The sequence below is a fragment of the Ruegeria arenilitoris genome (assembly GCF_013035425.1).
In the GTDB taxonomy this organism is placed as follows: Bacteria; Pseudomonadota; Alphaproteobacteria; order Rhodobacterales; family Rhodobacteraceae; genus Ruegeria; species Ruegeria arenilitoris_A.
The window spans coordinates 85,080-98,402 of record NZ_WQHX01000007.1 but is presented as its reverse complement, the minus strand read 5'-3'; the positions used below and the strand labels follow the sequence as shown (position 1 = coordinate 98,402).

Sequence of the window (13,323 nt, the reverse complement as noted above, 5' to 3'; positions counted from 1 at the left end):
AATGGGTCACAACGGCTCGATATCGCCTTGTTCTCTTTTGGAATAGAATTCTTCTTGCCAAGACAAAAACGTACCGTTTCCGATCGCATTCCTCATTCCATGCATAATCTCCTGAAAATAATGCAAATTATGCCATGTCAGCAACATTCCCGAGATCATTTCATTTGCGCGAAACACGTGGTGCAAATACGCCCGTGAATAGTTTGAGCAAGCAGGGCAGCTACATTCTTCATCCAGCGGTCGCGGGTCGTCAGCATGACGCGCATTTTTAATATTCACGACACCAAAACGTGTAAACGCTTGTCCGGTACGGCCAGAGCGAGATGGAAGTACGCAATCCATCATATCAATTCCACGGGCAACAGCGCCGACGATGTCGTCTGGCTTCCCCACTCCCATCAAATAACGTGGTTTATCGACAGGCAGAAAACCGGGCGCATAATCAAGACAGCCAAACATGGCTTGTTGCCCTTCCCCAACCGCCAGACCACCTACAGCGTAACCCTCAAAGCCGATAGACGTCAGTGCTTCGGCGCTCTCCTGTCTTAGATCCTGTTCCAAACCGCCCTGCATTATGCCGAACAGAGCGTGGCCTGGTCTTTCTCCAAATGCGTCACGCGACCTTTCTGCCCATCGCATAGACAGGCGCATCGATTCCGCGATGCGATGGCGGTCCGCTGGCAACGCTGGGCATTCATCGAAACACATGACGATGTCAGAACCCAACAAACGTTGAATCTCCATCGAACGTTCCGGGGTAAGCTCATGTTTCGAGCCATCGATGTGAGATTTGAAGGTGACACCTTTTTCTGTAAGTTTGCGCAGCCCGGCCAAAGACATTACTTGAAATCCGCCCGAGTCTGTTAAGATCGGTAAGTCCCAATTCATGAACTTATGTAATCCGCCAAGACGATCTATACGTTCCGCTGTAGGGCGCAACATCAGGTGGTACGTATTTCCCAATAGAATGTCAGCCCCGGTTGCGCGCACGCTTTCTGGCATCATCGCTTTCACAGTACCGGCAGTGCCAACAGGCATGAAAGCGGGTGTCCGAACCTCACCCCTTGGCGTATGAATTACACCGGTTCTGGCCTTTCCATCTGTTGCTTTCAAATCAAATGAGAAACGGTCAGTCATCGTTATTCCTCGGGTCCAGAACGGGCAGGCTTTGCCTCATCTGTCGAGGCATTGCAACCCGTCAAGGAAGTGAACTTAACCGCTCTGTGAACAGATTAACCACTCCCACAGCGTCGACATCTTGACACACTTTTATCGCTGGCCGATTGGGGTCGGGTACGGTCCGACCTACGCTTGGACCGTCCTGAACAACTCTCACGCCCGTTTCGACAGTCTCGAACATATCCTCGTGACTACAGGCAATTACTGCGGTCGAATCATGCAATCCACAGCCATCCTGATCAGCTATGTCTTGATAAAACCTCAGGTAGAAGTCCGAAATATCGCGCAAAAACCCTCCGAAATCCGGGGACTGCTTGGCTAAAGCATCGAAATCCGAACCTTGGTAAAGGGTTTGCATTGTGACATCCAGACCGACCAAAACCGTCTCAGGAGGCCTGTCAAAAACAGACTGCGCAGCAATGGGGTCATTGTGTATATTGGCCTCGGCGTGTTGCGTGACATTGCCTCGGCAAAATACCGCACCTCCCATAATCACCAATCTCGCCAAATTGGACGAGAACGCAGGATCAAGCGCGATTGCGTCGGCGATATTGGTCAATGGACCCACGGCGCAAACTGTCAATTGACCTTTGTGGCATCGGGCCATCTCGACCAGATACTCGGCTGCAGGCATGTGGTGGTTTTTGCCAAGGTCGGGAATGTCTGTAACGTCCCCAAATCCCTCTGGGCCATGAACATGTACCGAAGCGCGATGACTGTCCCTACCCCAAGCCCAAGACGCACCTTGAGAAACAGGTACGGTTAGATTGAGTTTATCCAAAAGAAACCTGGCATTTCGGCTGGACTGGTCGATCAGAGTATTTCCGAATACGGTTGTAAGACCGATCAAGTCAATTTCAGGCGCGGCTGCTGCGTATGCAATTGCCATTGCGTCGTCAATTCCGGGGTCTGTATCAATAATCAGCTTCATTACCGTCCGATATCGCAGTCAGAACAGGATGCAAAGCAATCACTTCACGGGTATTTCGTTTGACATGATCAGCTTAGTAACTTTCAACGTTGCGACCTCAATTCCAACCAGAGTTGATATCTGCTGACTCAATCCCCAAATGTATACTATCGTACACAATAATAGAGGACAGACATGACCGAAGACCAGATAATAGGCCTGATTTCTTCAAACATAATCTACTTACTGGCGGCGGCGTTCATAATTGCCGTTATATTCAAAGGCATAAAAATAGTTCCGCAATCCGAAAAATATGTTGTCGAAAGATTTGGGCGTCTGCACTCTGTTCTTGGTCCTGGAATTAATTTTATTGTTCCTTTTCTAGATGTTGCAAGGCATAAGATATCCATTCTAGAGCGTCAGTTGCCCAACGCCACACAGGATGCGATCACCAAGGATAATGTACTTGTTCAAATCGACACTTCGGTGTTTTACCGTATCCTTGAACCTGAAAAGACGGTCTATCGTATTCGCGATGTCGACGGAGCGATAGCCACGACTGTGGCGGGAATAGTTCGCGCGGAAATCGGTAAAATGGACCTAGATGAAGTGCAATCTAACCGCGCGCAACTGATAACACGCATTCAAGAGAGTGTTGAAACTGCAGTTGACGATTGGGGAATCGAAGTAACCCGGGCTGAAATCCTAGACGTGAATCTTGACCAGGCCACCCGTGACGCAATGTTGCAGCAATTGAACGCCGAACGCGCGCGTCGCGCGCAAGTGACCGAGGCCGAAGGTCAAAAGCGTGCTGTCGAGCTTCAGGCTGAAGCTGAGCTTTATGCAGCCGAGCAAAGCGCCAAAGCGCGACGTATTCAGGCCGAGGCAGAGGCTTATGCCACTGGTGTCGTTGCCAAAGCAATCCAGGAAAACGGGCTGGAGGCCGCGCAATATCAGGTCGCGCTGAAACAGGTTGAGTCTCTGAACGCGCTCGGTAACGGCAGCGGAACTCAGACTATTGTTGTCCCTGCAAACGCGCTAGAAGCATTCGGAAATGCGTTTAACATGCTGAAAGGAAATAAGTAATGGCTGATCCATTTTGGTTGACATGGTGGATCTGGATAGCGGCCGCCATTTCACTGGCCATTCTCGAAGTGTTCCTGCCCGGTTTTATCTTTTTGGGATTTGCCGTCGGCGGAGCGGCAACCGGGATTTTGTTGCTTATCTCTGGAATGACGCCAACATTGCCTGTGTTGCTTCTAATTTTTGCTGCCTTGTCACTGATCGTTTGGTTGGTATTGCGCCGTATGTTCGCAATGCCGCACGGGCAAGTAAAAACCTTTGATCACGACATTAACGAATGAACCGGTACGGTGCCCGCATCTCGGGCACCATACCGCCTCTGGACGGTGCCGGGGTCTTTCCCTATATAATTCGTCAGGTAACAAACCCGAGGCATAGATGAACCACCCAAGCGAACAGTTTGAAGGCAGTCCTTTGATTGCTCCATCTACTATCGAGCATCCTTTGTACGAGCCCGTGGTTGACGCCTGTAGAACGGTCTATGACCCTGAAATTCCGGTCAATATCTACGACTTGGGCTTGATCTACACGATTGATATCAGTGACGAAAATGTCGTCAAGGTCATCATGACCTTAACGGCGCCGGGATGCCCGGTAGCTGGCGAAATGCCGGGTTGGATCGTTGAGGCGATCGAACCGGTTGCCGGTGTTAAGGAAGTCGATGTAGAGCTCACTTGGGAACCCCCGTGGGGCATGGAAATGATGTCCGACGAAGCACGTCTTGAACTGGGCTTTATGTAACTCCGGTATGTTCTGAACAAGTTTGGCCGATACAAAGCGATGTGTAGGTTGGTAAATAACTGTTTCCGGAATGTCATATTGTTGCTGGTTGTGTCCTGCGCGGGACATGAAGGTTAAGGGCGTCTTTTCCAACTGGCCAGCTGCCGAAACGTATTACGCGAACTGCGCGGGCCTTTGGTTCCTGCCATCCCTACAATTTTGGTCCGCTGCGGACCGCTGTCGCCAAAGAACGGTCTGTTTAATTACTTAACGTTACACTTCGCTCTTATTTCTGCGGCTCGTTCGTCCAGTTGCTTGACATACTCACCGGACAGCATTTCGAGCCTTTTGTCTTCGGTTCCGGTAACTAAACCCAAAAGTGCGCCGGCCGGAGTGATGGAAAAAACGCTTTCAACCTGTTGATCTTGGGCATGTTTTTTCTCTGCCGCTATTGCACGTAAATCGCCTTCGGCTGTGGCGCAACCGACTGGATGGCGTTTTGTGTCAGCGACTGCCAATTGCGCGTGTCCAATACACATCAATCCTAAGGCAGCCATCAGCGTCAGATTGTTGTTGTAGAATTTACTTAGTTGGGCCATTGCTCGATGCCTTCCAATTTAACTAATTCTATATTTCAGGCAGGCTAACTCCATCCACCAATCACACGCAACCCGTCTCAAATTGACGAAACGTAGGTAGAATTGTTGCATGTCTTTGTTTGACGTCTCTTGAGCCCGGCTTCTGTCCATCCTAAATTGGTGCCAGCACGTGGAAGTTGGAGTTTTCTATGTTTGGTATTCCGGGCAAACAGGCCGTTACCATGACGCCTAAAGCCGCCGAGCAGATTGTTCGCCTGATGCAGTCGGGTGGTCATGCCGGGCTGCGCATCGGTGTGAAAAAGGGCGGGTGCGCCGGGATGGAATACACCATGGACTACGTCGATCAGGCAGATCCAAATGATGAAGTCGTCGAACAGGACGGCGCCCGCGTTATTATTGCTCCGATGGCCCAGATGTTCCTCTTTGGAACCGAAATCGACTATGAGGTGTCGTTGCTTGAATCAGGATTCAAGTTTCGCAACCCCAACGTAGTTGATGCCTGTGGCTGCGGTGAGTCCATCAAATTCGACGAAAACATCGCGCCCCAGTCCTAGGACGCTTTTTGCAGATGTACATAGGTCTCGTTGAACCGCCGCGTCAAATGTTCGCCTGCGGTTATGGTTTCACCCGAACGCGGCGGGGCGACATTTGTGTCGAATGACGGGTTGAGGAATAGTGGGATCGAAATCCGTTCCTGTCCCCCTCCTTTCACACGGTGCAACGTCGCTTTGACCTCTCCGGAAGTCCAGAGTTCCAACATTTCTCCGAAATTTATTATGAATTGACCGGGTCCAGCTTGAACCAGTTGCCAGCTTCCATCAGGCAATTTCACCTCAAGCCCAGGTGTTCCATCGGTTGCCAGCAAGGTCAGGCAGCCATAGTCAGTGTGTTCGGCAATTCCGAAGTCTTTTTCTCCGGCCCATCGAGGGCGCTGCGGATAATAGTTTCCACGTAGCAGCGCCATCGGGGTGTCGAACGCGTTGTCAAAACTGGCTTCATCACGACCGACGGCTACGGCGATAGCCCGAAGCACCCTCATCGCGACATTGCAGGCGGTGCTGTAGTAAGATTCGATTGTCGGACGAAATCCAGGCGGATTTTCTGGCCACAGGTTGGGTGCATAAACGCTGAGATTTCGGGTGCTATAAGGGTCTCCGGGTGGAAGCTCATATCCACAGTCGAAAACTTCTTTGAAATCGGGATTAGCATCAGGGTTGGATTGCTCTGACTTTGGCGCACCCCATCCCCGGTTCGATCCGGTGGCAGCCATGTTGACCGTTTGTTTTTCAGATTCGGGCAAGTGAAAAAAATTACGATAGGCGTCGAAAACGTCCTTAAGTTGTTGCTCGTTCAGTCCGGTTTCGGAAACTGTAAGAAAGCCAAGCTCCCGTACCCCTCGCGCTAGTCGGGCTAGTTCTGCGGAGTCGCGTTGATCCAATTTTTCAAGATTTAGGTTGTCTATCATTTCGCACCAGATTTATTCGCGCGAAACTCCTGCCCTGCAATGCAACTGACCGCAAGCGGAATTGTAAGCTTTCGATAGGGGTGCTAACTGAAATGCTACGAAATTTTCACAACGGAGAGTTGGAGATGCGGCGCAAACTTGCAGCGGGCAATTGGAAAATGAACGGTACGGCTACCTCTCTCGCGGAATTAGAGAAACTCTCTAGTTTGTACCCAAATCCAGATATCGACATCCTGATTTGCCCACCTGCTACGCTTTTGCATCGGGCAGCTCAGGCTGTTCAGGCCAACAGCGTGATCGTGGGTGGACAGGATTGCCACGCACTAGTTGCCGGTGCACACACCGGCGATCTGAGCGCCGAGATGCTAAAAGATGCGGGCGCCGAATACGTGATCCTGGGCCACTCTGAGAGGCGGCAGGATCATGGCGAATCCGATGAACTTGTAAGAGCTAAGGCCATCGCAGCGAAGGATGCCGGACTAATTGCCATCGTCTGTGTGGGGGAAAGCCTAGAGCAGCGCGAGGCTGCGGAAACACTGGATGTTATAGGTGAACAGATGTCGGGTTCTATTCCGGACCAACCAATCGGAGAGAACCTAGTCGTGGCATATGAACCTATCTGGGCAATTGGAACAGGCAAAGTTCCCACTCTGGATCAGATTTGCGAAGTTCACGACTTTATGCGGGCAAAACTTGAAGACCGCTTTGGCGCGGCCTCAGCAAGCTCGATCCGGTTACTGTACGGTGGGTCGGTAAAGCCGAAAAATGCTTCCGAAATTTTTTCCGTTTCAAACGTCGATGGCGCGTTGGTAGGCGGCGCCAGCCTTAAGGCAGAAGACTTCTCAGGCATTATTCAAGCGTTGGAAAACGCCTGACATTACTTGATTATGTTCAAAAAAGAGAAGTCGGGCCCGCAAAGGGTCCGACCCCTTTCATTGTAGATATTCTAATTCGTGACGATTTCCGGCCCCATAAACGTGTTTGGTAAATAGGTCGATATCCAAGGGACATAAGTGACCAATATTAAGAACACGAACAACACTGCCAAGAAGGGCAGCGCGGCCCTCACCACGCCCATCATTGGCATCCCCGCGACACCCGAAGTCACAAACAGGTTCAATCCCACCGGGGGCGTTATCATTCCGATTTCCATGTTTACGACCATTATGATGCCCAAGTGAATCGGATCGATTCCCAGTTCGATCGCGATTGGAAATACCAATGGCGCAACGATCACCAAAAGGCCGGATGGTTCCATGAACTGACCACCGATCAACAGAATTACATTGACCACAATCAGAAAAGTTACCGGACCCAAACCCGCGGAAAGCATTGCGCTGGCAATATGTTGCGGCACCTGTTCGTCTGTCAGTACATGTTTCAGGATTAAGGCGTTGGCGATCACAAACAGCAGCGTAACAGTCAGTTTTCCGGCCTCAAACAACGTGTGCTTTGTATCTGGGTGAAAAAACGCCGTAATCAGTGCCTGAGGTTTCTTCAGCAGAGAAATATTTGACGCCTCACCTTCAGTGCTTAACGGGCCCATATCTTTGTAGACAAAGCTCGCAATCAGGAAGGCGTAAACCGCAGCCACGGCCGCAGCCTCCGTCGGGGTGAAAATACCGCCATAGATTCCGCCCAGAATGATGACAATAAGAAACAGACCCCAACCGGCCTCTCTGGCCGAAACGACTATTTCGCCCCACCCTTTCCAATCGCCTTTTGGCAGGTTCTTCACCTTTGCCATGACATAGATGGTGACCATAAGCATTAAACCTGCAAGCAGGCCCGGAATAACTCCGGCAAGGAACATTCGCCCAACTGAAACTTCGACAGCTGCAGCATAGACAACCATCACAATTGATGGCGGGATCAGGATACCCAATGTCCCAGCATTACAGATCACACCGGCGGCAAACTCTTTGGAATAACCGACTTGGCGCATTCCCGCGATGACGATGGAACCGATTGCAACGACTGTGGCCGGAGAGGATCCGGACAAAGCCGCAAACAACATACAGGCGAAGACACCGGCAATCGCCAAACCTCCTGGCAAGTGACCGACGCAGGCAATTGAAAAGCGAATGATCCTTCGCGCGACACCACCGGTCGTCATGAAGGATGAGGCCAATATGAAGAAAGGAATCGCAAGCAGAGTAAAGTGACCCTCGAACGCCTCAAAGAGCGTGCCGGCGACAGAGGCCAGCGAGCTGTCGGAGTAGATCAACAGAAAGAGGGTTGAGCTTAGGCCCAAAGCTACGGCGATCGGAACCCCGATCAACAGCAGGCCGATGACCATCGAAAATAGAAGTATTACGTCCATTAGTCGTGCTCTCCCTGCTGAGCCCGAACTTCTTCGATCTCGTCTTCAACTTCGTGGCTGGCAACAAGGCGATCAGTCTCACCGCGCCAGATCTGCACGGCGACCTGTGAAAATCGGATCACAAGCAGCAGCATGGAAACAGGCAGAACAAGATACGGCACCACCTTGGGAAGTTTTTCATAGCCTTCGCCGTAGTTGATGAGGTCTTCCAGAAAGCGCAACGGTGCAACCATTGGAATGTCATCTACTTCATAAAAACTTTGGCTACGCGCGCCGGCATCGAACCCAGTTGGAAACCAGCGACCAGATGTTGGTGGCAAGTCCGCGAAGACGGCCCAATAGTCGTAGGACCCTTTCAACAGCAGCAACGAGAAAACAAGGCAGCACGCAACGGCTATCAAGGCTAGAATGCGACGAGGTGCAGGCGCAAGCATATTAAGGATAGCGTCCACTCCCAGGTGGGCGTGTTTTTTAACGGCGTATGATGCACCCAAAAGAACTAACCAGCCAAAAGTGAAGACCGTTAGTTCAAGAGCCCAAAGAATATTGGAGTTGAACACAAACCGCGCGATCACGTTGGCGAAAGTCACAACTGTCATAAGACCCAACAGCAACGCAATCATGGTTTCTTCGATTTGGTCAACCAACCCGCCTTGGCCGGTTTTTGAACCAGACATTTATCTGTCCCCGCATTTTTTTGTAACGAGAGTAAAGTGCGGCGGGCCAAATGTGGCCCGCCCGGCCAGCGCGTCGATCACTCCCCAGTCGTCAGACGCGCGACCCGATCAGGGATCAGAACCCTGCGTTGATCGCCTGAGCGGCGTCGATTTTGTCCTGACCTACGTCATCTGCGAACTTGTCCCACACAGGCTTCATCGCATCGACCCAAGCCTGACGCTGTTCTGGGTTGAGATCGCGAATAATGCCACCGGCGTCTGTTATCGAGGCTTTTGCAGCTTCGTTTACGGCGAAAGCTTCTTTGTTACGTTGCTCGGTGACCTCGGATAAAATGGTTAGGAACTGCTCTCTTACTTCGGGGTCAAGGCTGTCTAGCCAGTCAACGGACGTCACAACAAGGTAGTCAATAATGCCGTGATTGGTTTCTGTGATACCGTCCTGAACCTCGAAGAATTTTTTGCCATAAATGTTCGACCAAGTGTTCTCTTGTCCGTCCACAACGCCTTGCTGCAGCGCACCATAAACCTCTGAGAATGCCATTTTTTGCGGGCTGCCGCCAATTGCCTCCATCTGGGCAACCAGAACGTCTGACGACTGAACTCTGAACTTCAGGCCGTCGGCATCTGACGGATCCATAAGAGGCTTGTTAGCCGACATCTGCTTCATGCCATTGTGCCAGAATGCCAGTCCTTGCAGTCCGCGGCGCTGCATACTGTCTTTCATAGCTTGGCCGTCAGCAGACGCCTGGAAAGCATCCACAGCGTCAATGTTCTTGAACATGAACGGCAGGTCAAACAGCCGGAACTGCTTGGTGAATTTTTCGAACTTCGATAGCGACGGAGCCGCTAGCTGCACATCACCCTGCAACATCGCCTCAAGCACTTTGTCGTCGTTGTAAAGCGTGGAGTTCGGGTAAACTTCCATGCACATCACGCCCTGCATCTCGTCATTTACGCGCTGCTCAAGAAGTGATGCCGCAATTCCCTTGGGGTGCTTATCTGTGTTTGTCACATGCGCAAATTTGACGACGATTTCGCCTTCTTCGCATGCGGCAAAACCTGCCGTGGCCGTGACGGACAGGGCCAGAGCCGTGGCAGCTGTTGTCAAAAACTTCATTTGTCTTTCCTCCCAGACTTCAATTCACTGCTGAACGCTGTGCCAGCGATCGCTGCGCGAAGTGAAGCGAATCGCCGCTTGGACCTCAACGATTTGTTTCCAAGCTCTTCGCAAAACAGTTTTTGCCACAAAAACATTGTGTTATGACCCTCAGTTAAGAGTTTGAGAGATGATCCAGAATTCATTGTGCGAATTCCCGCACACCGGTCACCCTGGCTGTGCGAAAATCCGCACACATCGAATCAACAGATCGAGGCGCACTTATGTTTCGAAGACGCGGCAACAGATTTTATCTTCGATAATCCTCGGGCCGTATTTGGTGACGAGCGAGCTTGTCGTAAAATGTTTTACGCGGCAGCTTTAGCGCTTTTGCCGCCTCCGAAGCCTTACCGTTGTGTCGCCCCAAAGCCGCGATCAACAGCGAACGCTCTACGCTGGCCATCTGTTCATTCAAACCCTGATCCGCAGCTTTTGCGGCCTCTTCTGGCATACCAAGCACAAAACGCATCGCCGCCGACATTAAAGATCTGGCATTACCCGGCCAATCCTGCGCCATCAGTGCCGCAAGGTGTTCCGAGGATACGTCGGGTGCCGTCAATCCCGCTTGCTCTGCGGCCTGGTCGACGTATTGCCGGAAAAGAACGGGAATATCCTCGGGCCGTTCAGCCAACGATGGGATCCTTACACGCATTACGTCCAATCGATAGAAAAGATCTGCGTTGAACTGCCCATCTGCAGACAATTTCTCCAGATCAGCTGTCGATCCGGCGATGATCCGTGCAAGGGAACCCTTTTCCATAATGTCCAGTGCCGCGTATTGAGTCGCGGTGGGCATTGCCGAAATTTCATCCAGAAACAACGAGCCACCGGCTGCGTCCTCACAGCTTTGTATCAACTCTTGGCTCGACAAGCCCGACGCAGGGCGTTTTACAAAAGCCCCCTGTCCGTTGGCGGATATCAAGTGCACGACTTCCGCGACTTTGGAAATACCACTACCGGTCGGACCCTTAATTAAAACCTCAGCTTTGGTTGCGGCTACTGTCCTAACCCTGGCCCGCAGCGCCTCCGCTTGATCCGACAACCCAAACAACATGCGCGCCGCAGGGTCACCCTTCTCTAGTTCCCGTTTTTGTTTTCGCTGATCGAGTATTTCGTCACGGGCGGCGAACGCTCTTTTCAGCACCGACACTAAATCGTCGGCGGCACAAGGTTTTTCCAGAAAGTCGAAGGCGCCCTTCCCCATAGCTTGAACCGCCATTGGTATGTCGCCTTCTCCGGTAAGCAAAATAACCGGTAACTCTGGATCGATGTCTCGGGCGTATGTAAGCAGATGAAAACCATCGCGACCCGGCATACGAATGTCAGATACAATTACTCCTGCGAAATCCCTTCGAATATGATCCTTGGCAGCTACAAACGAACCTGTGGAAACCGGTTCATAGTCCGCAAGTTCTAGTGTCTGTGCCAGAGCTTCGCGAACAGCAGGATCATCGTCGACCAAAAGAACTTTGCGCATTATGCCGCCTTTTCCTTGGTATAGGGGTCAAGCTCGACAGTAAATTCAGCTCCTTCTGGTGTGTTCCTGCCCCGTATGTCGCCCCCGAAACTCTGAACAAGCCCATACGATATTGACAAGCCTAACCCCATACCTTCCGAGCTGCCGACTGATTTAGTGGTGTAGAAAGGTTCGAACATACGATCCGGGTCCTCGATGCCTGGCCCGGTGTCTCGAACCGAGACCCTTGGCCGTCTATCAGTGTGTAGTGTTATTTTGACTCTTGCGTTTTGGGATCCCTCCATAGCATCCGCGGCATTGGTGATAAGGTTAACAAAAACCTGAACTAAACGAACTTCGCCGCCCCAAACCCATACCGGTGTAGTTGGAGGTTCCCAGTCATAATCGACTCCATCAGTGCGCAAACGAGTTTCGGTCAGTTCCACAGCTGTGTTGAGGACCTGAACGAGATCAACCCTACCCATGGGTTCGCTTTCGTTTCGGGCGAATGCCCTCAAGTTCTTGATGATCCGCGCCATACGAGCCGCCATTTCGGAAATCCGCCCCAAGTTTTCCCCAGCGCGCGACTCGTTTCCACGATCAAGAAACGCAGAGCCATTGTCAGCAAATTGCCGAATTGCCATCAGTGGTTGGTTCAGTTCGTGACTGATCCCTGCTGACATTTTCCCTAACGCACTCAGCTTACCAGCTTGCACAAGCTCAGCCTGTGCTTGTCGAAGGGCCGCTTCCGCCTCTTGTCTTTCTGAAACCTCGTGGCGCAGAGCAGTATTTGCGGCAGTGAGGGCGCGTGTTCGCTGCGCAACGCGGCTTTCCAATACCGCATTAGCTTCGGACAGCGCACGTCGACGCTCGGTCGCAAGAAACAAAAATGCACCAAATGCCAAACAAATCGCAGCAACGGCAGCGGCCTGTAAAATAGCTAAGCGCCGTGCGGGTGCGACGTCCACCAACACCTCCGCCGTCATGTCGATCACTGGAAGATCAAGCGTAAGATGCAGTGCGCGATTAGGCAGATAACGGCCCCAGTTCAGTTTCCAAACCTCGTGAACCCCAACGTGAATTGAGGCGAAATCAACGGACCCACCGTTGGGAGGGACCAGTCCGGGTTGCCCTTCGGACCTTTGCCAAAACAAAAGATCAGACCGATTGGAGATAAAGACGATCCCATCGGAATCGACGAAGAATACCGCCTCGGTGCTACCACGCCAGGTTTGTTCCACATCCTGAACGTCTGCGACGACCATCAAGACGCCTTCAATTTCCCCAAAAGGACCGAAAGAAGGCGCAGCATATGAATATGTACGATCATCGCTGTTCGGCATGACACCATGCGCAGTGCCCAAGGCGCCTTGCATTGCCCGTTTAAATGCAGGGTGTTTCGCTAAACTTGGTTGTGGCGTCGGTTGTGCTGCCGCCAGAACCTGCCCTTTGCGATCCAAATACATAATGTTGACTGCAGCAGTTTTGTCCGCCACGTCCAACAACAGTAACCGCGCTGCCCGTTTCTGCGATGCGTCTTCGAGAGTACGCAGGCCCGGGTGGTCTGCCATCAACACAGCCAATTCTTGGTACACCTGCATCTGTGTGCTCAACCTGTCGGCCGCAAGTTCGAGGTCCGCCTCTGCCTTTTCACTTAGTTGCGAGAGAGCTTGACGATACGCATAGGTCCAAACGCCCACAGACAATAGCCCAACCGCTGAGAGAAACCCTAGTATGATCCATAACCGATGCATG

The 13,323-nt window shown here is 51.7% G+C and carries 14 protein-coding genes; 5 read left to right on the top strand and 9 right to left on the bottom strand.

Annotated features, from left to right (window positions below; translation table 11 throughout):
* Window positions 1-6: 6 nt before the first annotated feature.
* Entirely contained in the window at window positions 7-1,137 is a 1,131-nt protein-coding gene (gene tgt / locus GOV45_RS17905; protein WP_170480317.1) for a tRNA guanosine(34) transglycosylase Tgt, read from the bottom strand.
* Window positions 1,138-1,198: 61 nt separating this feature from the next.
* A complete protein-coding gene (locus GOV45_RS17900; RefSeq protein ID WP_170480316.1) occupies window positions 1,199-2,110 on the bottom strand; it encodes a nucleoside hydrolase in 912 nt (303 codons plus the stop codon).
* A gap of 174 nt (window positions 2,111-2,284) precedes the next feature.
* On the opposite strand from GOV45_RS17900, the gene GOV45_RS17895 reads away from it, so the two are divergent.
* The 3 genes from GOV45_RS17895 to GOV45_RS17885 all read left to right on the top strand — a co-directional run bounded on the left by GOV45_RS17895 (window position 2,285) and on the right by GOV45_RS17885 (window position 3,913).
* Window positions 2,285-3,175 (top strand): SPFH domain-containing protein, encoded by an 891-nt coding sequence (locus GOV45_RS17895; RefSeq protein ID WP_170480314.1) that lies wholly within the window; start codon window positions 2,285-2,287, stop codon window positions 3,173-3,175.
* A complete protein-coding gene (locus tag GOV45_RS17890; RefSeq protein ID WP_170480312.1) occupies window positions 3,175-3,453 on the top strand; it encodes an NfeD family protein in 279 nt (92 codons plus the stop codon). The genes GOV45_RS17895 and GOV45_RS17890 overlap by 1 nt, the downstream gene beginning before the upstream one ends.
* Before the next feature lie 97 nt (window positions 3,454-3,550).
* A complete protein-coding gene (locus GOV45_RS17885) occupies window positions 3,551-3,913 on the top strand; it encodes an SUF system Fe-S cluster assembly protein (protein ID WP_170480310.1) in 363 nt (120 codons plus the stop codon).
* Between the two features lie 242 nt (window positions 3,914-4,155).
* On the opposite strand, the gene GOV45_RS17880 is transcribed toward GOV45_RS17885, so the two are convergent.
* The gene (locus tag GOV45_RS17880; RefSeq protein WP_170480308.1) at window positions 4,156-4,491 is read right to left on the bottom strand and encodes a hypothetical protein; all 336 of its coding nucleotides are present in this window, start codon (window positions 4,489-4,491) and stop codon (window positions 4,156-4,158) included.
* A 188-nt stretch (window positions 4,492-4,679) separates the two neighbouring features.
* Here GOV45_RS17880 and GOV45_RS17875 point away from each other — a divergent pair, with 188 nt between their 5' ends.
* Window positions 4,680-5,045, top strand: a complete 366-nt coding sequence (locus GOV45_RS17875; protein WP_170480306.1) for a HesB/IscA family protein — start codon at window positions 4,680-4,682, stop codon at window positions 5,043-5,045.
* On the opposite strand, the gene GOV45_RS17870 is transcribed toward GOV45_RS17875, so the two are convergent.
* Window positions 5,042-5,956, bottom strand: coding sequence for an isopenicillin N synthase family dioxygenase (locus GOV45_RS17870; protein WP_170480304.1), 915 nt, complete (start codon window positions 5,954-5,956; stop codon window positions 5,042-5,044). The genes GOV45_RS17875 and GOV45_RS17870 overlap by 4 nt on opposite strands.
* 125 nt (window positions 5,957-6,081) lie before the next feature.
* Between GOV45_RS17870 and tpiA the strand changes: the two genes are divergently transcribed.
* Complete coding sequence (tpiA, locus tag GOV45_RS17865) at window positions 6,082-6,831, top strand: triose-phosphate isomerase (protein WP_170480302.1); 750 nt, start codon at window positions 6,082-6,084, stop codon at window positions 6,829-6,831.
* Between the two features lie 71 nt (window positions 6,832-6,902).
* Here tpiA and GOV45_RS17860 read toward each other — a convergent pair whose 3' ends face one another.
* From GOV45_RS17860 to GOV45_RS17840, 5 genes are all read right to left on the bottom strand, one after another.
* Window positions 6,903-8,279, bottom strand: coding sequence for a TRAP transporter large permease (locus tag GOV45_RS17860; RefSeq protein WP_170480300.1), 1,377 nt, complete (start codon window positions 8,277-8,279; stop codon window positions 6,903-6,905).
* Window positions 8,279-8,956, bottom strand: coding sequence for a TRAP transporter small permease (locus GOV45_RS17855; protein ID WP_170480298.1), 678 nt, complete (start codon window positions 8,954-8,956; stop codon window positions 8,279-8,281). Before GOV45_RS17855 ends, GOV45_RS17860 begins: the two co-directional genes overlap by 1 nt.
* Before the next feature lie 115 nt (window positions 8,957-9,071).
* The gene (locus GOV45_RS17850) at window positions 9,072-10,073 is read right to left on the bottom strand and encodes a DctP family TRAP transporter solute-binding subunit (RefSeq protein ID WP_170480296.1); all 1,002 of its coding nucleotides are present in this window, start codon (window positions 10,071-10,073) and stop codon (window positions 9,072-9,074) included.
* A 289-nt stretch (window positions 10,074-10,362) separates the two neighbouring features.
* A complete protein-coding gene (locus GOV45_RS17845; protein WP_170480670.1) occupies window positions 10,363-11,592 on the bottom strand; it encodes a sigma-54-dependent transcriptional regulator in 1,230 nt (409 codons plus the stop codon).
* Window positions 11,589-13,322 carry a sensor histidine kinase gene (locus GOV45_RS17840; protein WP_170480294.1) on the bottom strand — a complete coding sequence of 578 codons (1,734 nt, stop codon included), beginning with the start codon at window positions 13,320-13,322 and terminating at the stop codon, window positions 11,589-11,591. Before GOV45_RS17840 ends, GOV45_RS17845 begins: the two co-directional genes overlap by 4 nt.
* Between the last annotated feature and the right edge of the window lies 1 nt (window position 13,323).

Excerpts from the sequence above, each read along its gene's own strand:
- GOV45_RS17880 (WP_170480308.1), bottom strand. The coding sequence starts at position 4,491 with ATGGCCCAACTAAGTAAATTCTACAACAACAATCTGACGCTGATGGCT.
- GOV45_RS17855 (WP_170480298.1), bottom strand. The coding sequence starts at position 8,956 with ATGTCTGGTTCAAAAACCGGCCAAGGCGGGTTGGTTGACCAAATCGAA.
- GOV45_RS17850 (WP_170480296.1), bottom strand. The coding sequence starts at position 10,073 with ATGAAGTTTTTGACAACAGCTGCCACGGCTCTGGCCCTGTCCGTCACG.
- GOV45_RS17875 (WP_170480306.1), top strand. The coding sequence starts at position 4,680 with ATGTTTGGTATTCCGGGCAAACAGGCCGTTACCATGACGCCTAAAGCC.
- GOV45_RS17895 (WP_170480314.1), top strand. The coding sequence starts at position 2,285 with ATGACCGAAGACCAGATAATAGGCCTGATTTCTTCAAACATAATCTAC.
- GOV45_RS17885 (WP_170480310.1), top strand. The coding sequence starts at position 3,551 with ATGAACCACCCAAGCGAACAGTTTGAAGGCAGTCCTTTGATTGCTCCA.
- GOV45_RS17890 (WP_170480312.1), top strand. The coding sequence starts at position 3,175 with ATGGCTGATCCATTTTGGTTGACATGGTGGATCTGGATAGCGGCCGCC.
- GOV45_RS17840 (WP_170480294.1), bottom strand. The coding sequence starts at position 13,322 with ATGCATCGGTTATGGATCATACTAGGGTTTCTCTCAGCGGTTGGGCTA.
- GOV45_RS17860 (WP_170480300.1), bottom strand. The coding sequence starts at position 8,279 with ATGGACGTAATACTTCTATTTTCGATGGTCATCGGCCTGCTGTTGATC.
- GOV45_RS17870 (WP_170480304.1), bottom strand. The coding sequence starts at position 5,956 with ATGATAGACAACCTAAATCTTGAAAAATTGGATCAACGCGACTCCGCA.
- tpiA (WP_170480302.1), top strand. The coding sequence starts at position 6,082 with ATGCGGCGCAAACTTGCAGCGGGCAATTGGAAAATGAACGGTACGGCT.
- GOV45_RS17900 (WP_170480316.1), bottom strand. The coding sequence starts at position 2,110 with ATGAAGCTGATTATTGATACAGACCCCGGAATTGACGACGCAATGGCA.
- tgt (WP_170480317.1), bottom strand. The coding sequence starts at position 1,137 with ATGACTGACCGTTTCTCATTTGATTTGAAAGCAACAGATGGAAAGGCC.